This window comes from Vibrio sp. 2092, assembly GCF_033339635.1.
Lineage (GTDB): Bacteria > Pseudomonadota > Gammaproteobacteria > Enterobacterales > Vibrionaceae > Vibrio > Vibrio alginolyticus.
On sequence record NZ_JAWOUY010000005.1, the window covers coordinates 296446 to 316939 of the forward strand.

12 protein-coding genes and 2 pseudogenes are annotated in these 20494 nt (G+C 45.1%); 11 read left to right on the forward strand and 3 right to left on the reverse strand.

All coding sequences use genetic code 11. From position 1 onward, the window contains the following. Positions 1–119: 119 nt before the first annotated feature. The 6 genes from R7P80_RS11750 to R7P80_RS11775 all read left to right on the forward strand — a co-directional run bounded on the left by R7P80_RS11750 (position 120) and on the right by R7P80_RS11775 (position 10243). A complete protein-coding gene (locus R7P80_RS11750) occupies positions 120–1463 on the forward strand; it encodes a DEAD/DEAH box helicase (protein WP_044129603.1) in 1344 nt (447 codons plus the stop codon). Between the two features lie 324 nt (positions 1464–1787). Next, positions 1788–3785, forward strand: coding sequence for a prolyl oligopeptidase family serine peptidase (locus tag R7P80_RS11755; protein WP_025768558.1), 1998 nt, complete (start codon positions 1788–1790; stop codon positions 3783–3785). Beyond that, positions 3786–5927 (forward strand): TonB-dependent hemoglobin/transferrin/lactoferrin family receptor, encoded by a 2142-nt coding sequence (locus R7P80_RS11760; RefSeq protein ID WP_225491634.1) that lies wholly within the window; start codon positions 3786–3788, stop codon positions 5925–5927. It begins immediately after the preceding gene. 9 nt (positions 5928–5936) lie between these two features. After that, positions 5937–8189, forward strand: a complete 2253-nt coding sequence (locus tag R7P80_RS11765; protein ID WP_213906637.1) for a proprotein convertase P-domain-containing protein — start codon at positions 5937–5939, stop codon at positions 8187–8189. A gap of 25 nt (positions 8190–8214) precedes the next feature. Next, positions 8215–9666 carry a DUF1566 domain-containing protein gene (locus tag R7P80_RS11770; protein WP_047104502.1) on the forward strand — a complete coding sequence of 484 codons (1452 nt, stop codon included), beginning with the start codon at positions 8215–8217 and terminating at the stop codon, positions 9664–9666. A gap of 1 nt (position 9667) precedes the next feature. Next, positions 9668–10243, forward strand: coding sequence for a DUF1566 domain-containing protein (locus R7P80_RS11775; protein ID WP_017635423.1), 576 nt, complete (start codon positions 9668–9670; stop codon positions 10241–10243). 108 nt (positions 10244–10351) lie between these two features. On the opposite strand, the gene R7P80_RS11780 is transcribed toward R7P80_RS11775, so the two are convergent. Then, complete coding sequence (locus R7P80_RS11780) at positions 10352–11995, reverse strand: methyl-accepting chemotaxis protein (RefSeq protein WP_225491635.1); 1644 nt, start codon at positions 11993–11995, stop codon at positions 10352–10354. Positions 11996–12325: 330 nt separating this feature from the next. Here R7P80_RS11780 and R7P80_RS11785 point away from each other — a divergent pair, with 330 nt between their 5' ends. From R7P80_RS11785 to R7P80_RS11805, 5 genes and pseudogenes are all read left to right on the forward strand, one after another. Beyond that, on the forward strand, positions 12326–13147 hold the full coding sequence (locus R7P80_RS11785; protein WP_005375153.1) for a phosphate ABC transporter substrate-binding protein: 822 nt from the start codon (positions 12326–12328) through the stop codon (positions 13145–13147). A 100-nt stretch (positions 13148–13247) separates the two neighbouring features. After that, the gene (gene pstC, locus R7P80_RS11790; RefSeq protein ID WP_005375154.1) at positions 13248–14180 is read left to right on the forward strand and encodes a phosphate ABC transporter permease subunit PstC; all 933 of its coding nucleotides are present in this window, start codon (positions 13248–13250) and stop codon (positions 14178–14180) included. 22 nt (positions 14181–14202) lie between these two features. Continuing rightward, entirely contained in the window at positions 14203–15066 is an 864-nt protein-coding gene (gene pstA, locus R7P80_RS11795) for a phosphate ABC transporter permease PstA (RefSeq protein WP_005383923.1), read from the forward strand. A 60-nt stretch (positions 15067–15126) separates the two neighbouring features. Next, on the forward strand, positions 15127–15876 hold the full coding sequence (gene pstB, locus R7P80_RS11800) for a phosphate ABC transporter ATP-binding protein PstB (protein ID WP_005375156.1): 750 nt from the start codon (positions 15127–15129) through the stop codon (positions 15874–15876). Positions 15877–16202: 326 nt separating this feature from the next. Next, positions 16203–18325, forward strand: a pseudogene (locus R7P80_RS11805) (GGDEF domain-containing protein). Positions 18326–18453: 128 nt separating this feature from the next. Here the strand turns inward: R7P80_RS11805 and R7P80_RS11810 are convergent. Continuing rightward, positions 18454–20100, reverse strand: coding sequence for a BatD family protein (locus R7P80_RS11810; protein ID WP_213899111.1), 1647 nt, complete (start codon positions 20098–20100; stop codon positions 18454–18456). 4 nt (positions 20101–20104) lie between these two features. Beyond that, positions 20105–20494: pseudogene (locus R7P80_RS11815) on the reverse strand (hypothetical protein); the annotation flags it as partial.

The following is a 20494-nucleotide window of genomic DNA, read 5'->3' on the forward strand; positions in this document are numbered from 1 at the left end:
ATTAGTTTGTGTGATCTCTATCTATACTCCTATGATTTGCGGTATTATACCGAGCTTTATTTTTTTGCTGCGTTAGAGCGGAAACGACACTACAGAGCGCTCAGACGCTGACTGATTTATTGGAGAATACTTTGCAATTTAAAGATCTAGGCCTAGACAACCGATTGTTGAAGAACCTAAAACACTACGATTTTAAAAAAGCGACTGACATTCAGCAGCAGGCGATTCCTGTTGCGATTGCAGGCAAGGATCTATTGGCATCTTCGAAAACGGGTTCGGGCAAGACTTTGGCGTTTGTATTGCCAATGCTTCATAAGTCTTTAAAGACAAAATCGTTTTCTGCGAAAGACCCTCGCGCGGTAATCCTTGCTCCTACTCGTGAGCTAGCGAAACAAGTATATGGTGAGCTTCGTTCTATGCTAGCAGGCCTATCTTATGAAGCAGCACTGATTTTGGGTGGTGAGAACTTTAACGATCAGGTAAAAGCTCTGCGTCGTTACCCGAAATTTATCGTGGCGACACCAGGACGTTTGGCTGATCACTTAGATCATCGTTCGCTTTATCTGGATGGTTTGGAAACACTGATTCTTGACGAAGCAGACCGTATGTTGGATTTGGGCTTTGCACCAGAGCTTCGTCGCATTCATAAAGCAGCCAAGCATCGTCGTCGTCAAACGTTGATGTTCTCTGCGACATTAGATCATGCAGACGTCAATGAAATCGCGGCTGAAATGCTCAATGCGCCAAAGCGTATTGCTATCGGCGTTTCTAACGAAGAACATAAAGATATTACGCAAAAATTTTACTTGTGTGATCACCTGGATCATAAAGAGGCAATTTTAGATCGTGTTCTTTCTGAGGCTGAATACCGTCAAGTTATTATCTTTACGGCAACGCGTGATGATACTGAGCGACTAACAGAAAAGCTAAACGAAAAGAAACTGAAGGCTGTAGCACTGAGTGGTAACTTGAACCAGACTCAACGTAACACCATTATGAGTCAGTTTGAGCGCGCAGTATTTAAGATCCTTGTAACGACTGATGTTGCTTCCCGCGGTTTGGATATTGCAACTGTGACACACGTCATCAACTTCGATATGCCAAAGCATACTGAAGAATACGTACACCGAGTTGGTCGTACTGGTCGTGCTGGAAACAAAGGGGATGCAATCTCTCTTGTTGGTCCAAAAGACTGGGATAGCTTTAAACGTGTAGAATCATACCTACAACAAGATCTTGAGTTTTCAGTGTTCGAAGATTTGAAAGGTAAGTTTAAAGGCCTTAAGCCACCTAAACCAGATTTTCGCAATAAGAAAGCGACCGCAAAGAAAGCTCGCCCTCAAGCGAAAAAGTCGGCGAAAAAACCAGCTAAGCGTGACAAGAGCTTCTACAAAAACGTATCTGTGGGTGATGATGTCTTCATCCCTAAGAAAAAACCAGCGGCACCGAGCTCTGAAGAGTAAAAGCTGCTGTAGTTTCCCATTGATTTTAGTTCTTAAAAATCCGAGTGTTCGCACTCGGATTTTTTATGTCTGTCGCTAGGTGAAATAGCGTCTTTCCATACTCACTCGTTTGTCAGCTTTTATATTTGTCTGGTTGTATATAAACAGCATAGAACGCTAATTTAGGAAGTTATTAAGTTTTATTACCTCGGTCAAAGCAAACGTTTTTCCTCACACACTAGATAAAAATCTCACATGATCATGAAAATGATAATTGATCTCATTTTTATTTAAGGGCAGAATACGCGCCATTGTATTAATCCTATAAATGAATTCGCTCTCTATATGAAATTTACTCATGTTTTTTTAGGGCTCATAATTACCTCTAGTTCTGGCTTTGCTGCTGATGATTTCAACTGGCTTCGAGATGATGCTCGTAAAGATGAGCGAGTTCTTACCTACCTAACAGAACAAAACCACAAAACTGAACAGCACCAAAAAAGTTATCAGACGTTGACAAAAAACCTACTCACACAGTGGGGTACCATGGTGGCAGACAAAGGTGATAAGCCATGGTCGATCATGAGTGGAAGAGAATGGACGCTAACGCGTCGCGATGGTCGTTACTTACTATTATCCCGTGCGAGTCAACATGCACCAGAAAACGTGGTGTTCGATTTCGATGAACGACAATCTGCGCATCAGTACTACCAACTTGGTCAATGGCAAGTGAATGGTGACACATTACTTTTCACGGAAGATATCGACGGCAGCGAACAATATCGTGCTGTGGTTGTTGATTTACTCTCCGGCCAATCTACGGAACTGGCGACGCACGTCGATAGTGGCGTATTGTTGTCACCTAACGGGAAAGTGGCATTCCTCGTTGCAAAAGAAAAGCGCACTCAGCGACCTCATCAGATCTTACGTATCTCCACTGAATCTTTGGCAAAAACAGTCCTATGGAATGAACCCAAGTCAGATTGGTTACTTTCTTTCTATCGTGCGGCAGATAGCCGTTATGCTGTGCTGCAAAGCAACAACGAGTCAACAACAGAGCAGAAGCTTGTCGATCTAGAAACGGGCACTGTCTCAGATTCATTGCGAAAGCCTGAAGTGGGTGTGGAATATTACGCGGATGTGGCGAAAGGTTACATTTATCTGAAAAGCAACTTTGAAGGAAAGTTCGCCCTTTACCAAGCCGAACTCGCACCGCTTGGCGCAACATGGCAACGCTTCACCAATCCTCGTGAGCCGCTTGAACAGTTCTACCTTTATGATGCAGGAGTTGTGGCACTTAGCAAGCCAAACAATGTGTCGACTTTGACGGTGTATTCTTACCAAGGTCAGGAAAAAGTGATACTGCCATTGGAACACGATGGTAATGTCGCTTGGCTAAGCACGTTGGGCGATTTTGAATCAAACAAAATTCGTATCCGAAGCATGTCGATGACTACGCCTCCTCAGTGGGAAGAGTTCGATGTAAAAACGCTGAATAAATCCTTGTACTCTCAAGATGCTTACCAAGACTTTGATAGTCAGCGTTATGTAACCCAACGTATTTTTATTAAGCACGACGGCGTTTCTGTCCCGGTCTCTTTGGCGTATCGCAAAGACAAATTGCACCCACAATCTCCTGTGTTGATTTACGGTTACGGCGCGTATGGTTTTACGATGAAACCGTACTTTATGCCTCAGGTTATCAGTTTACTCGACCAAGGTGTGATTTACGCTATCGCCCATGTCCGTGGCGGTGGGTACTTTGGCGATGAATGGCACGAGCAAGGCCGTGGTGTGCGAAAAGCCAATTCTATTGGTGATTTTGTCGCGGCCGCGAAGGCGCTGCAAACATTCGAACGTGGCAATAGAGAGGTTTTCGCCATCGGTTCTAGTGCTGGTGGTACGTTGGTGGCCGGAGCGGTTAATCAAGATCCTAAATTGTTTTCAGGTGTCGTACTTAAAGTGCCTTTTGTTGATGTGGTTGCAAGTATGTCGGATACCTCACTTCCGCTTACCACACAGCAGTATGGCGAATGGGGTAACCCAACCAAACCTGAACAATTGGCGTTAATGAAGGCGTACGATCCGATTCTCAATATCCATAAAAACGCTTACCCACCCATGTTGGTTCAAGTCGGTTTAATCGATCAGCGCGTGCCATATTGGGAAGGCGCAAAGTATCTCGCTAAAGTTTCAGCGTTAAGTGAGCGCAACGGGCCGTACTTGTTGCAAACTAATTTTAATTCGGGCCACCAAATGGACCCGCGACAAGCGCAAGAACAACAAGCAAAAGAATACGCATTTCTACTATCACTCATTAAAACATCTAAAGCGGAGCAGTAAATGAAGCTTACCCCAGTGTCAGCGGCAGTACTTTTGGTACTTGCTGCCAGTCAAGTGCACGCCGAATCTAAGGTTTTCTCAATGGAAGAGGTGGTGGTAACCGCCAATAAAATCGATCAGCCATTGTCAAAAGTGGCAGGTAGTGTCGCGGTTATCACAAACGAGCAAATCGAAGAAAGAGGCGAGACCGAGCTATATGACGTGCTGCGTAACGAACCTGGTGTAAGCGTGACGGGCGGTGCAGGACGTCCGCAAAACATTACCATCCGTGGTATGACGGGTAACCGCATTATGATCGTTCGTGATGGCATTCGTTCTGCGGATGGCTTCGGTGCGAATGACATTAATGATGCAGTTGGGCGAGATACTTTTGATTTATCCAATTTTGAATCGCTGCAAATCATTAAAGGGGCAAGTTCTTCGGTGCATGGCTCTGGCGCGATTGGCGGTGTGGTGATTTTAGAATCCAGTCAGCCGGGTGATTTCTTAAAAGACAAAGACTTCTACACCGATGTTTCCGGTACTTACACCGATATCAGCAACAAGTACAAAGGCACGAGTAATCTAGCTTTTCGTTCCGGTGATACAGAGAGTTTGTTTAACGTTTCATACTGGCAAGGACAAGAAACACGTAACTTTGATGAAGATTTGTATAACCGCGACCTCGATGGTTACAGCGGTGCTTATACGATCAACCACTTTTTCAATGAAGAGGTGATGTTGAAAGCCAAAGCGGAACTCTACACCCAGAACCAAGAGCGTTTGGAGGGTTCGCCGTCCATTCAACCTGATGGAATTTGGCATATTGAAGACTTTGCTGAGGATGAAACCACAGAAGAGTACAGCGCTTATATTGGTGCAGAGGTGACTCCGATTAATCCAACTTGGTTCGAAGAGTTGGATACCAAAGTTTACTGGCGTCACACCGAAGTGGTGGAAGACACCAACCGTTTAATGCGCCAAGTGGATCACAATGGTTTGATCACCAAGCGTCGCGAGCTGGAACACAAAACCTTCATTGACGAAACAATTGGCTTCCGTGGCGATTTCACCAATACGATTTATGCAGCAAATGCTGAGCACCAATTGGCTTACGGTGTTGAGCTTTCTACAGACTATTACGAACGCACAGATAGCGACTCCAAGATTGATTGGAACGGAGTAACACCTTCGACCAAACAACCTTTCGCTCCTGCTCGTGCTTATAACATTGGCTTGTATGTTCGAGACATGGTGGAACTGGATAAATGGACCATCACAGGTGGCCTACGATTTGATGCGCACCGTCTCACGCCAGACGGTGCGGCTGAAGTGGGCGGCTTCCCATTAAAAGACATGGATAGCTCAGAGGTATCTCCAAGTTTGTCGGTTTCTCGTGAGGTATTTGCCAACAACATTGCTTATGTATCTTATAACCATGGTTACCGTGCTCCGGAATACGATAAAGCGTATGGCTTCGTAAGCCACGACTTTGTGCCGCTCACGCCGTTTGTCATTGCACCAAACATGGATCTAGAAGCTGAAACTTCCGACTCATTTGAAATCGGTAACAAGTTCGATAACGGTCGTGCGTATGTCTATGCGTCTTTGTTCTACAACAAGTTTGAAAACTTCATCGACGTTGTGACCACGGGCTTTGACTCAAGCAATGGTAATTACATTAAACAATACCAAAACCTCGATGGTGTCGAGACGTATGGTGCAGAGCTTTCTGCAGGTTACGCGATCACTAAGCGATGGAACATCAGCACCAAGTTTGGCTACGTAGATGGCAAAGACGCGGAAGGTGAATACGTTCGAAGCATTACGCCATTCGAAGGTAACGCTCAACTGAAATACGTCAACCAAGACTTCAATGCTTACGTGGCTTGGAACTGGGCCGCGGCCATGGATCGCGTTCCTAAATGCCAGACCACGCTTGGTCTAGCGACAGATTGCGCGCAGACAAGTGCGTGGAATACGTTTGATATTGGCGCAACTTACTACGTTTCCAAAGACCTTCGTGTTAGCGCAAACATCGTCAACTTGTTCGACAAAGAGTACATCCGATACCAAGACGTAGCGGGTATCGCTGAGGAAAGTAAGCGTTACTCAACTGAGCCTGGGCGCTACTTCACGCTAAATGCAAAATACGAATTCTAGGACGAAATCATGAAGCTAAAACCATTGGCGTTTTCGCTGCTTATTGCTTGTACCCCTGCGGCACAGGCTGCAGAGTGGGATTATCCCTCAACGGATTCTGTGGTGACCAATGAAGCGCAAGCGAAAACTTATCTAGATAGCCACTACTCAGAAGCGGGCGAGTTTAAGTTCCGTTACAAAACCCAGTCTCAGCTTGGTGAGCATTACAATTTTGATGTTTGGGTAAACGGTGAATATCAAGCACAGCGCACCCTAGTAGTAACAACCGATAAAAATCATCACGTTGTGCGAGTGTTTAAGAGCCTTGAAGATACGATCATTCGCAACGGTAAACCAACGGTTGCAATGGAATTGGAATCGCCTCGCCAACTGCAAGCACAAGAGCCACCTGCTTTGAGCTCTGGAAGTCTGGTTAATGTTGAGGTTTCTTTATTCAACCCAGATCTTCGCACCATGCAACAGCAAGCGGCACCAGAATCGACGTGGTCAGCACTGTCTGATTACCCTCAGCCGATCGAGTACGTCACCAAGTCGATTGAGGTTTTACAGTCCGGCGGTAAGTTCTATTTGTCTAACCCAAGATTGAAGCAAGTGGATGCGACGGGCTTATTTGCAGCCCCAACACCTGGTGAAGCGCCTGTACTCGATACGTTGGACTTTCTCAGCGCAGAAGGGGTTCAAGCATTTGACAGTGTTGATGAGATGCAAAGCACCGAGTTTGGTGACAATGCGTTCCCACAGTTGATGGCTTTTTATCATCTTGATAGCTCGATCCAATATCTGACAAGCCTGCCTTACGACTTGTTTGACGAACCGCTTCGTTTTGACGCTCGCGGTTTATCAAAAGATAACTCTACTTACTATTACGGTCCGAAAGCACTCATGCTGGGTGTCGGTGGTGTTTCTCCGGATGCAGTCGATGCTGATGTCGTGATACACGAGCTTGGGCATGGCATTCATTACCAAATCGTACCGGATTGGGCGTACGGTCACACTGGTGCTATCGCAGAGGGTTTTGCTGATTACTGGGCGGGCAGCGCGAGCTACCGCATTCAATATTTGGATGCTTCGCGTCGTGGTCAAGAATTCGAGTTAGATACGGTGTTCAACTGGGACGGTGTGTTCGGAACACGCAAAACAACTCGTAGCTTATGGAACCAAAGAGCACGTTACTTCGAGAGCTCAGAGTACCCAGCGCACGTCAGTGTGGGCGGTGAACTAGGTGACGAGCTATGGTCAACGCCGCTGTTTCAAGCGCTTAAAGCATCGGTTGAACGATACGGTGATGATACCGATAGGGTGTTCCGCGAGTTTGACGCCATTGTTCTTGAAGGCATGTACGGCATTGGTCGTGGCGTGAAAATGCATGATCTGGCGGAGTCGACCGTGTTTGCCGCAAACACCTTGTTCCCAAATAAAGACTACGCCCAATTCCTGACGGACAGCTTCAACAGACACAACTTACTTAAAGCGCCTCTTCGTGTTCGCTATGACGCTCGATACATCGCACAAGGTCAAGACGTTGGTTTGAGCCTGAGCCAAACTGGCCGTGAAGCGAGCATCAAAGGGCAATGGAAGCTAAACAACGCATCTGTTTTCGACTTTGATGAAACGCTTTCTGACTTGACCTCAATGAAGGTGGCGTTACCAAGCGGTCTAACATGTGGCACGCAATTCGATTCCTCTATTTCATTGGATTATCAATTTGCTGAAGGCCTAAAGACTCACCAGTGGAGTGAACAGGTGATGCTGGTTAATGGTACGCCAGAGCTTGATATCCAGCCTCAATCAGTGAATTCCGCTTTACCGGAGCAGGGCGACAGACTGTTCTCTCAGACGCTATCGGACAAGTCACGCACGATTGATGATTCGTTTGCGGTTTACCTGAACATCGAACATGACTCACTGCAAGATCTGCAAGTGACGCTAGTGTCTCCACAAGGCAAATCGGTCGTGCTACTTAGCCATCAATCAAGCAATACCAAAGGATTTAAAGGTTACTTCACCGCTCAGTATGACGAGGAGTTACAAGCACTTGTCGGTCAACCGAGTTGGGGTACTTGGCGTCTCGAAGTGTCTGACCGCGTGTCAGGGAACTCTGGGGTGTTGAAAGAGTGGGGTGTGAGTCACTTTGCTCAGTATCAGTGTAGTGCTGATACCACTAAAGAAAGCAGTGGCGGTGGTTCAGGTGGCAGTGGTTCGCCTTGGACCTTGTTAGGACTTTTCCTGCTTTCAATGGTGAGAGTGATTCGCTCTCGTTAATTAAAATCAAAAGAAGATAAAATCTATGAAGTTTCAATATTCTTTCGTTGCTATGTCACTAGCCCTTGCTGGCTGTGGCGGAGGTTCTGGTGGTGACACGTCGGCACCGACCTATGATGTAGCTGGCACCATCGTTTCTGCAGGTACACTTCTTGATACGCCAGTATGTATCGATTTAAACCAAAACTACGTTTGTGATTCCACTGAACCGAGTGCTAAAACGGATAATGCCGGTAAATTTAGCCTGACTTCAAGCGACAAAAACGTACTAACCAGCACCATTCTTGCTCAAGTTGATCAAGGTTCAAACCAAACGTTGCGTCTTGCGGCTCCGGGTCAAAATTTAGCAACGGGTAACACGGTCAATGGTGTAACAACGTTGCTCGCGGGTCTTGTAATTGACGGTAAAACCGTTGCTCAAGCTGAAGAGATTGTGAAAGCGCAACTCGCCGATGCCGGCGTTTCTCTTTCTGGTACGGTGATGTCTAACGCAGAAGCTAGCGAGCTAGACAAGCTAGAGCAAAACACGGTTGTGCTATTAGCTGCGATGCAGCCACAACAAATGACCCAAGGCGTAGCGCTGCTTGCTCAAAGCCTTAGCTTCCAGGGTAAATCATTGGCCTCTGATCTTCTGTCTGAAGCGGAAGTAAGTGCATTTGCTGAAGAAATTGTAGCGGTTGCTGAACAAACGGTTGGTAGTAACGATACGGGCGCCGTTCTTTATTTTGCTGAAGGAGCAGCAGACGTAGCAGAGGTTCAAGCGTCTTACCCTGGTCAAGATGCGGAATACGGCTTCGACAAAGAGGACAAGCAAACGTCGACAGGCGCTGGCTTTAAGTTCGTTAAGCTAGATTCACAAGGTGCAGCTTTAGCTGCAGATGCGACTGAGTGGGCTTGTACTATGGACGAACGTACTGGTCTTGTTTGGGAAAATAAGAGTGCGGATGCGAGCTCGGTTCAATTTAAAGATCGCCTGTTTGCGTTTGAGTCTGAAGCATTTAAGCCATTTAGCAAAGATGTAGAGCTTGCAGGTTGTAAAGACGCTGGTGATGAAGTTTGTACCACTAGCCAATATGTTGAGTACATAAACAAACAATCGTTATGTGGAATCACTGGTTGGCGCTTGCCTACTTACCGTGAGACTTATGACTTACTAGACTTTGGTGAACAAACACTGTTTGCTCCGAACGATGAATATGCAAAATACAACGTCTATGGTTTTAATGTTAAATACTTTCCACAGCAAACCATAGGTAGCCCTTATTTAGGATATGGTGCGTTTTGGCATAGCGACTTTAAGTTTACGAATGCATCATCACAACTTATTGATGGCGAGATTTATTTCCCTGCGATTGTCTCCCGGGGCAAAGATAGAGGCACTATTTCATACGTCGAGATTCGATCAAGCAACACAAGTGCGGGTGCCGATGATTCTTACCAATTCCCAATCCGTCTAGTCGCAGTTAAGGGGCAATAAGATGAAGAAATTAATAACTGTACTATCTCTTACTTTGGCTTCTCAAACTGCAATAGCTGCACAAGAGTGTTCTACTGACTTTGCTAAAACGGCACCTAACACGCGTTATACATATTCTGAGAGCGGTACCGTAACTGACCTGAAAACAGGTCTAACATGGATGCGCTGTCCAGTTGGTATGACATGGAATGTAGGAAACCAAGAATGCCAGGGGACGCGATCTACAATGTCATGGCAACTCGCTCTCTCCACAGCCAAACAAATTCGTAATAAGGACGGCAACCATCCTCTTCACAATTTTGCTGACAAAAAAAATTGGCGACTAGCAAATATCAAAGAGCTAGTATCTCTAACTGAGCGAGCTTGCCACAGCCCAGCCATAAATAGTACAGGGTTTGCTAGCGGCTATAGTCTGACAGATGGAGATGATGTTCTAGGGCGTTATGTCTGGAGCAACACACCTAATGGCGACGGTAAGCATGTTGCAACTTTTGATACGACTAATGGTGAGGTTTTCAATAGAGATCCGTTAAACTCAAGTTTCAAAAGTTCTCTCTTGTTAGTGACAGATGAATAATAATTATTACGTTAATAAGGGTTGATAGCTTTGCCTTTAAAATAAGCTCCGCCAGTGCGGAGCTTTTTCTTTTCTAACCTTTGGAACTTATCGTGTTGAGCAGAGAATTTAAACTTGGAACTGCTTAAGCTGATGTTTTTGGTTTTCTGCTAAACCAGACAACTCTTGCGCTGCCGCGGCTGATTGAGTGATACCAGTGACGTTCTGGCTCACTAGTTCATAGATGTTCGTTAAGTTGTTGTTGATATCAGCCGTGACCTGCTTCTGCTCTTCTGATGCGGTCGCAACTTGAGTGTTGATTGAGTTCAGATCGGCGATAGCATTACTGATATTAGCAAGTGATTGGCTAACTTCTTGTGTCAGAGCTTGGTTGTCTGACAACATCGCTAAGCTGAAATGCATACTTTCATTTGCGTGACCAGATTGTTGCTGTAGCTCTTCTATAATGGTTTGGATCTCTTTGGTGGACTCCTGAGTTCGCGCTGCCAGCATACGTACTTCATCGGCCACTACCGCAAAGCCTCTGCCACTTTCGCCCGCTCGTGCAGCTTCAATCGCTGCATTCAGTGCAAGTAGATTCGTTTGCTCAGAAATACCTTCAATCACTTCGATCACGCGACCAATGTGTTCTGATTGATCTTTTAGCGAAGTTACGACGGCAGCGGCTTCGTTAAGTTGTTCCGCCATCTTTTCACTTGCGCGAGTGCTTTCCCCAAACATGCTTATACTTTGTGAGGTTAACGTACGTGCTTGATTTGATGCACTATCGGCTTCTTGTGCATTGGTCGATACTTCAGCTGCGGTCGACTCTAGCTGATTGATCGCCGAGGCTACTTGCTCAACTTCTTGCTTTTCTTGATCCGAGTTGACGCTGCTTTGAGTCATAACAGTTGCTAACTCGGTTGATGCTGATGCCACATCTTCACTAATGCGAACCAATGCGCTTACAGTTTCACGCAGTTTTTCTATGGTCTGGTTTACATCTCGAGCCAGCTGAGACACTTCGTTTTTCCCGATGGCTTCGGCCTTAACTAGTAGGTTTCCCTTCGCGACTTCCTGCATCGTTACTTGAAGGTTACGAATCGGCGCAACGATGTAGCTGGCGAGTACCCAACTAATAAGTGAAGCGGCACTCAAGATCACCGCAAGCGAGACGGCGCTGTAAGTTAGCGTGGTTGAATGTTGTTCGCCATTCGTTTCGACTTCATCGGTGACGATTTGATTCAATTGTTTAGATAGTTTGTCGATGGCGTTGATCATCGCTTCGCCAGCTAATCGATACTCAGCCATTGTAGATTCGTACTTTTGATTGAAATCAGAGGTGGTGTAATCAGAAGAGTGTTTAGTGGTGAGCAGAGGTGTCATGGTAACGCGAGTGAAATCAACATAGTGATTCATGGCCTTACGCATAGCATTGACTTCATTTTGAACGCCAGGGAGATTGTCGATGGAGTTAAGAATATCGCGGTTTTTGTTTTGTCGCTCAGAAAGCTCTTGGTTGAGAGACTGAACATCTTCGGCTCTAAATAGACTATAAATGGCTTTGATGCGCATGGCGTAAGTGTTGTCTACGATGCCGCTAAGTTCCTCTTTGTGAATGATTAGCTTATGGGTGGAAGCCGAAACCTTATTGAATGCTTGATCGAGTTTACCGATTCCGACACTCAGTCCAATGATGAGTAATATAACTGTGAATAGAACAGGCAGAAAAACCTGAAGTTTAATAGAAAGCGTACTAAGAAATTGACGCATGAGATTGACCCTCTATCGGTTTAATTATTATCTTTTTTATAAATAAGCATTTCGATTTTAATTGTTATATTTGCCAAATCAATGAGTTACTCATATCTAATTGTTATGAAATGTACCAAAATCGATGGGGTTATCATCTTGAACATGAGGCAACTTATAAAAACGTTACGTTCAAATTGAGAGAGGGATAAGTCGCGGAATTAATAGTTAGAAATGACAACGTGTCATAGAGGGTTCAACTAAGTGAAACACAACTGTCATATTCAAATTCTAAAGTGAGCACCGTTCAAGTGAAACACAACGGCAATAAAGCCACTTAAGGAAATTGTGATGAAAAAGACAGTAATCGGTGCAATCGCACTTCTAGGCGCAATGGCAGTGACTCCTGTTTCTGCTAAAGAAACTATCTCTGCAGTGGGTTCTAGCAGCGTAACTCCACTGATGGAAGTTTTCTCTGAAACGTACATGAAGAAGAACCCTAACGTATTTATCGAAGTTCAAGGTCCTGGTTCTTCAGCTGGTGTAAAAGCAGCGAAAAATGGTTCAGCAGACCTTGGTATGTCTTCTCGTAATCTAAAAGACTCTGAAAAAGAATCAACACTAATCGAAGAAGTGGTTGCTCGTGATGGTATCGCAGTGGTTGTCAACCCACAAAACAAACTGCCAGGTCTAACAGCCGAGCAAGTGACTGCAATCTACAAAGGCGAAGTATCAAACTGGAAAGAAGTCGGTGGTGCAGACAAGCCAATCGTAGCCATTACTCGTGACACAGCTTCTGGTACTCGTGGCGCATTTGAAGACATCATGTCTCTAAAAATGAAGATTTCTGGTAAGAAGGTATCAGCTATCTCTCAACGTGCTCAAGTTGCAAACGGTAACGGCGCACTGAAAACAATGGTTGCATCTAACCCATACGCAATCGGCTACATTTCTCTTGGTACTGTAGACAACACTGTTAATGCGCTAGCAATCGACGGCGTTGATGCAACGGTAGCTAACGTTAAAAACGGTTCTTACAAAGTAGCGCGTCCATTCCTTGTGCTTTACAAAGAAGGCAAGCCATCAACAGAAACGCAAAAATTCCTAGACTGGATGCTAACTGACGAAGCGCAAGCGCTAGTTGACCAAAAAGGTTACATCTCAGTTAACTAATCCCATCGGGACTCTAAAGTTTGCTCAGCCCAACGTTTAGGGCTGAGCCTTTTCTATCCATTGTGTTCAACGGCATTGCCCAGAACCGTGAGATTTTTAAATGACCATCGCAACAAATAGTGAAAAGCTTATGAATACTGACGCTAGAGCTATCAGCAAGTCAGGCCTACGCGAGAAGCGTCGTGTAGACTGGAAAGAGCGCATCTTCCACGGCTTGTTCCTAACGAGTGCCGTAATCGGCATTGTTTCATTGGCCGTTATTGCATACTTCATCGTTCGAGAGAGTATTCCGGCATTCCAAGAAGCAGGCGTATCGGGCATTGTCTTAGGACAAAACTGGTTACCACCTGCGCTTTACGGTGTCGCCACCATGATTGTGGCATCTATCGTATCGACGGCTGGTGCTGTCATTGTTGGGGTTCCAATTGGTGTTCTGACCGCCATTTTTATCGCTGAAATCGCACCAAAGCGATTAGCAGACATTATCCGTCCAGCGGTTGAGCTGCTAGCCGGTATTCCTTCAGTGGTCTACGGTTTCTTCGGTCTGGTTATTATCGTTCCATTGATTCAGAAGGTATTTGATGTACCTGCAGGTAACACTATCTTGGCCGGTATTATTGTTCTTGGTGTGATGATTCTACCAACAGTAATTACGGTATCTGAAACGTCTATCCGCGCTGTCCCTCGTACTTATAAAGAAGGTTCTTTGGCACTGGGCGCATCGAAAATCTACACCATCTTTAAATTGCTCGTTCCAGCGGCTCGCTCAGGCATCATGACAGGTGTGATTCTGGGTATCGGTCGTGCATTAGGTGAGACCATGGCGATCATTATGGTTATGGGTAACGCGCCGGCAATGCCAGAAGGCATCTTGGATTCGGCTCGTACACTAACTGCAAACATCGCTATTGAAATGTCTTACGCAAGTGGTGTTCACGCGAACGCACTTTACGCTACAGGTGTAGTACTTCTGGTCTTCATCATGTCGTTGAACGCTGTACTACTGTACCTAAACCGAGAAAAAGCGAAGTAATCGCTCGTTAAAGGTGACTATTATGGATCGCGCAAAACTGAAAAAAGCACGCCAGTTCAAAGATAATGTCTTTAACGCATTTGTCTGGATCTCGGCAGCACTAACGGTAGGTTTTTTGTTCTGGATTATCTGGTACATCCTATCAAACGGTCTACAACACGTAGATTGGAACTTCATTACTGATAACTATACGCGTACAGGTGAAGAGCATGGTATCTTCCCAATGATTGTGGCGACCATTTACATGGTTATCGCTTCTATCGCAGTGGCAGCGCCACTCGGTATCATGACGGCAATCTACTTGACCGAATACGCGAAAGTGGGCAGTCGTTTGGTGAAAATCATCCGATTCTGTACCGAGTCATTGGCGGGTATCCCGTCGATCATTTTCGGCCTGTTTGGTATGACTTTCTTCGTGGCGATTCTTGGCCTTGGCTTCTCGATTCTATCGGGTGCATTGACGCTAAGTATCCTAATCCTGCCAGTGATCATCCGTACAACGGAAGAAGCGCTGATGGCAGTGCCACAAACTTACCGTGAAGGCTCTTATGGCCTCGGTGCTTCTAAGATTTACACTATCTGGCGTTTGATTCTTCCAAGCGCAATGCCAGGTATCTTAACCTCGGTCATTCTAAGTATTGGTCGTGTCATTGGTGAGTCTGCTCCAGTATTCCTGACAGCAGGTATGGTTGCACGTATTCCGGATTCTTTATTGGATTCAGGTCGTACGCTAACCGTTCACCTATACAAACTGACTACCGAACTGTTTACCGTTGAAGAATGGAATCAGGCTTACGGTACGGCAACAGTGCTTATCGTAGTTGTTCTCTTGATCAACATGGTAACGAAACTGATTGCTAGACGTTTTAACACCGCAACTTACTAACAACACTAATTAAGAACGCACGTTAAAAGACACGAATTCAAGAATTAAGAGATTAAGACAATGAACAAATTTGATATTGAAAACCTAGACCTATTCTACGGTGACAACCAAGCACTGAAATCGATCAACTTACCAATTCCAGTTCGCCAAGTAACTGCACTTATCGGCCCGTCAGGTTGCGGAAAATCAACGCTTCTACGCTGTTTGAACCGAATGAATGATCTAATCGAAGGCGTGAAAATTACAGGTAAATTGGCGATGGACGGCGAAGATATTTACGGCAACATTGATGTTGCTGACCTTCGCATCAAAGTCGGCATGGTATTCCAAAAGCCAAACCCATTCCCGATGAGCATTTACGAGAACGTGGCTTACGGCTTACGTGCTCAAGGTATCAAAGACAAAAAGACAATTGATGAAGTGGTAGAGCGTTCGCTGCGCGGTGCTGCACTTTGGGATGAGGTGAAAGATCGCCTTAAATCACACGCATTCGGTCTTTCTGGTGGTCAGCAGCAACGTTTATGTATTGCACGTACAATCGCGATGGAGCCGGATGTGATTCTGATGGATGAGCCAACGTCGGCACTTGACCCAATTGCGACACACAAAATCGAAGAACTGATGGAAGAGCTAAAGAAGAACTACACCATCGTTATCGTGACTCACTCAATGCAACAGGCGCGTCGTATCTCTGACCGCACTGCGTTTTTCCTAATGGGTGAACTGGTTGAGCACAACGATACGCAAGTGATCTTTAGCAACCCTCAAGACGACCGTACTCAAGGCTACGTAAATGGTGATTTCGGTTAATCCTCCGTATTTCAAGCATAACTAAATAACTATAAGCGATGGTAACTTTGCCCCTCTTAATGAGGGGCCTTTTTCTTTTTAAGTCGTAGGCTTAAAACATCTACCAACACAAAAATCTTGTAAATAAGTACAACTTTCCTCCTCAGTTTATAAAGCATGTAACTTATGTGAAACATGGCTTTAAAAGTGCTGAAGAGTTCTCGAATGTAACACTAAGTCTGATAATTTTGCGAATGACTTAACAGCTCAAATTTGAACGTATTGATTGCATATCATGGCCTAAGTAGTTTTTTATCGAGGATAAAAAAGTAGATTAGGTTGGTAGGGTGAGTTTAAGAAGTTTTACAAGAAAAGTGTCTTCAACGAGGGACCATCGGTTGCTAGCGGAGGCAATCTTTGATCATTTAGAGAGTCTGTTCTCCCCTCAAGCCCTCGCTATTTTTGAAGATCCTTCAATTAACCCTCGTCATTCGATGAGCTTCTCTCGCGGAGAGCTTTACCCAACCCAAAACTATCCTGAGACATTCTGGGAGTGGGCAAGTCAGTTTGATACCTCTGAAAGCATCATACCTCTGGCGATCAACACTTGTAACTGGAATCACACCCGAGATTTAGGGGGTGACAGTTACATCATGATGCTCGACAACACGCCTATCAAACGTACCTACCTACTGATTCAATCTGTACATGCTCGCACGGCACATAATATCTATGAAGAAAGTTACGACGCAATGCAACTCGCAGCGGCGCGTTGGCAATGTATTCGTGCTGAAAAAAATGCCTCGAAAGAGATCAGGCACAGAGATATTCGTGAAGCGCAATATGTTGATGAGATTAGCCAACGCGAGCGCTTTATCGAAAATATGAAGTTAGTTCAGCAAGTTGCACTCGAAATCTCTAATCCTGATTCTTTAAAGGACTTGTACTACAAAGCCGTCGAAGCGTTACGTGAACGATTGGGGTTTGATCGCTCTACACTGATGCTTCTCGATATGAAAAAGCGCAGCTTCAGTGGTACATACGGTACGGATGAGTCAGGAATTACGATTGATGAATTTCACACACAATATGATTTACACCACTTAGCGAGGAGTATATCACCGCGTTATCTAGCCTTGAGAGCAACTTAGTGATTGTAGAAGACGCGCCAATATACACAGCAGGCAAGGTCATCGGGCAGGGCTGGAATGCGATGTTGATTTTACGCGATGGCAATGAACCGTTTGGGTGGTTCGCGCTAGATAACTTTATTCATCGTAAGCCGATAACGGCATATCAAAAACAGATGTTGGACTCGTTTGGTTCACTCTTCTCTCAAATTTACATTCGTAAGCGCCAAGAACAAAACGTACGCATGTTGCATTCAAGCATGGTTGAGTTATCACGTTGCACTACTGTCAGTGGAGTATGCAAATCGGCCGTCACTTTCGCCATTAAAAATCTTGGTATTGATCGAATGGCGGTGTTTTTAACTGATGAAAATTGCTCTTACATGCAAGGAACGTGGGGTACCGATATTCAAGGTAACGTGGTGGATGAATCTTACTTCTTTGGCGAAACCCAAGATTTCTCTCTTATAAATCTGGCTCGCTCAATGCCAAACGAAGTCGCATTTGAAGAATCAGTGCCTATTTATCATGACTGTAATATTGTTGGCTTTGGTTGGGCTGCGATGACGGTATTGACTTCAAATAGCAGTGGTCCTATCGCCTTTATCGCTGTTGATAATTTGCTGACACGTGCGCCCTTAACTTCTCAGTTACGTGAAGTGATTCGTATGTTCGCGTCCAGCTTAGCTGAAGTATTGCAACGTACTCAAGCTCAAGAGGCGATTCGCGAACTAAACGAAAACTTAGAGCTGGAGGTTCAGAACCGAACAAAAGAGTTGGAGGAAGCCAATCGACAGCTTGAGGTACTTTCTAAGCTCGATCCTTTGACGCGTCTTGGTAATCGCCGCATGTTAGAACATGTGATGCAAAAATATTGTGCCCTAGAGTGTGAAGACGACATGTCGTTTGGCCTGATCCTGATTGATATTGACCATTTTGGCTTATTCAATAATCACTATGGTCATCTCGAAGGCGATATCGCATTGATGCGAATTGGCTATATCTTGGATCATCATACCAAAGGTGAAGATGAAGTTTTTTGCCGTATCGGAGGTGAGGAGTTTGCATTGCTCATGATTGGTTCTGAGCAAGAGGAGGTTCGACTGAGAGCAGAGTGCATTCGTCAGTGCATCGAGGGCGAGGGGATAAAGCATCGACATAACCCAGAAGGGGAGTTACTTACCGTTTCAGTCGGTTACTCCTGTTATAAAGTGAAAGGCAAAGACTTTAATTTCGACCATTTATATCAGTTGTCGGATAAGGCACTCTATCAAGCGAAGAATCATGGGCGAAATTGTGTAAGGCGATACGAATACGAGCCCCAAGTGTTTGTTGAGTGAGTTATGTTCATAAGAGCAACTTGATAGGGAAGGGGCGGCGGTTGGTGCTCTAGATAAAACCGCTAAAGCAAATTTGGCCGGATAAGAGAATGGGCAGCTCATGAGAGCTGCCATTGTTATCTAGTTATTTATAGCTTTTCGAGTTGGTGGTCGGTTTTCGTTACGTTTGCTTTGCCAAGGTTTTGAATTTTCGCTAGCAGCGAATCAGGGCTCCAAGGTTGTTGGTTGGCACTAAAATACGCTTGATTCATGGCATTAAGCTCTTGCTTAATTGCTTGTACGTCACCAGGGTTTAACCTGTCTTGATGAGTGGTTAAATACTCATTTACAGAGCGTTCAATTTTCGCAGCATCGCCCTCTTCGATGACTTTTTTTAGCGCGTCGATGCAAAGTGGTTGTTCAGTATTTGAAACCGTTCCACTCGCTGTTATTGACCGCTTTTTCCATGCCCAAATAGCGATTCCCAATGTCATTATCCAAAGCCCTAAGAAAACAAAGGTTAATGTTCGCCAGAGACTGTTTACATCGCCGCTTGATTCAGGACTAGGGGCTGACACTAAAGGCGCTGAAAGAGGCGATTCCGGCAACGTGATTAGCCCAGTGTCATTTTTCTCTACGTCTAATGTTAGCTCTGGTAACGTTGTTTTCTTCGCTTCATCATTTTGACTGTCCCACCAGTTCAAGTCGTATCCTGGTAAGGTATATTTCCCGGCCTCTGTAGGAATAATGACTTGCTTCACCGTCATGGTAACGGTGCCATCTCTCGCGCTATCGAACTTAGGTTGTTCGGGATACACGCGCAGTGAACTCGGGTAACTAATATTGACTCGTGGCAGATATTCGGCTTGTGTACCGCGAGCCTTAACTTGAATGGTTCGAGTGAGTGAAGAGCCTTGTTTTACTGTGTTGATTGCGTTAGTCGACAATAGATTACCTTGATCGTCTTGCCAGCTCTGTGTCATTTCTAACGCTGAAGCAGGAAGCCATTCACCTTTAAATTCGCTCGGAATCGGTTTGACCGTGATTGGCATGCGTTCCGCTTTGGTGTTGATAGGCATTATTTTGGTTGAGCCCGTCAAGCTGTCGCCATAAATATAAGAACCGGTCAGTTTAGGACCTATCAAGGTATAAGTGCCTGGTTGATTTGCCGTTAAGCGAAACGACTGCTCTATGACCGCTACTTCTAACCCATTTAAGATCTTCTGTCTTTGTTGTAAGCCACCCAGTGCCTCAAGCTTCATGCCTTCAATTTGCGGAGGTACTATTTGCGGGTTATCTAGGCGTCGAGTGTCCGCTTTAATTAGAAGTTGTATACGTAATGTTGCAGATTGCTGAGGGTAGAGCGTACTGTTGTCGACCGTAATATTGAAGCTAAATAGATCATCAAGATTGGGGTCTGTTTGGCTCGCGTTGACACGCAGTTTGATCGGCTCCGTTCTCATACCATCAGCGGAAAAACTTGGAATAGTCAGAACACCTTCTTTCATTGGTGCAATTGAGATACTCCACTCGGTACGCACTGATTTTCTTCCGTTAATGTTATTGCTAGAGCGGCCATAACGAGGTTGACCTAAGAAGAAGTCTTTCTCTAGAACATTGAAGTCGATTGAGTCTGAGCTGAGCTCAGTATCTGAAATGATTCTGAGGTTAATCACTTCATTCTTGGCTACTTGTGTTTTATTCACACTAGCTTGAAGTGTCTGTGCCATCACCGAGAAACTGGATATTAGGCTGGCCACAAAAATAAAGACCAGTTTTACGCCTTTGTTCATCACAGGCTTACCACTCCTTTTGAGATTGTTGTGGAGGTTGTTTTTGTTGCGCTTGAAGTTGCATTTGCGCACGGATCAAAAAGCTTGGGTCGCGAGCACTTTCTACTGCTTCTAGTCGACGGAACTCAGGATCATCCTGATGCATTTTTTCGGGATGCGCTTTAGCCTGTATTGGTTCACCTTGATCCTTCACTTGCTTGTCATCTCGTTGCGGTTGATGTTGTTCCGTTTTTTGTTTTTCTTTTTTATTTTCAGAATCTTGCTGATTTTGTGACTGTTGTCCTTGCGCTTCTTTCCCTTCGTTTTGAGACTTTTGTTGCTGTTGCTGTTGCTGTTGCTGTTGCTGTTGCTGTTGCTGTTGCTGTTGCTGTTGCTGTTGCTGTTGCTGTTGCTGTTG

Bases quoted from the DNA above. Each gene is read 5' to 3' on its own strand.
- pstC (WP_005375154.1), top strand. From the start codon at position 13,248: ATGACCATCGCAACAAATAGTGAAAAGCTTATGAATACTGACGCTAGA.
- R7P80_RS11775 (WP_017635423.1), top strand. From the start codon at position 9,668: ATGAAGAAATTAATAACTGTACTATCTCTTACTTTGGCTTCTCAAACT.
- pstA (WP_005383923.1), top strand. From the start codon at position 14,203: ATGGATCGCGCAAAACTGAAAAAAGCACGCCAGTTCAAAGATAATGTC.
- pstB (WP_005375156.1), top strand. From the start codon at position 15,127: ATGAACAAATTTGATATTGAAAACCTAGACCTATTCTACGGTGACAAC.
- R7P80_RS11760 (WP_225491634.1), top strand. From the start codon at position 3,786: ATGAAGCTTACCCCAGTGTCAGCGGCAGTACTTTTGGTACTTGCTGCC.
- R7P80_RS11780 (WP_225491635.1), bottom strand. From the start codon at position 11,995: ATGCGTCAATTTCTTAGTACGCTTTCTATTAAACTTCAGGTTTTTCTG.
- R7P80_RS11755 (WP_025768558.1), top strand. From the start codon at position 1,788: ATGAAATTTACTCATGTTTTTTTAGGGCTCATAATTACCTCTAGTTCT.
- R7P80_RS11785 (WP_005375153.1), top strand. From the start codon at position 12,326: ATGAAAAAGACAGTAATCGGTGCAATCGCACTTCTAGGCGCAATGGCA.
- R7P80_RS11770 (WP_047104502.1), top strand. From the start codon at position 8,215: ATGAAGTTTCAATATTCTTTCGTTGCTATGTCACTAGCCCTTGCTGGC.
- R7P80_RS11765 (WP_213906637.1), top strand. From the start codon at position 5,937: ATGAAGCTAAAACCATTGGCGTTTTCGCTGCTTATTGCTTGTACCCCT.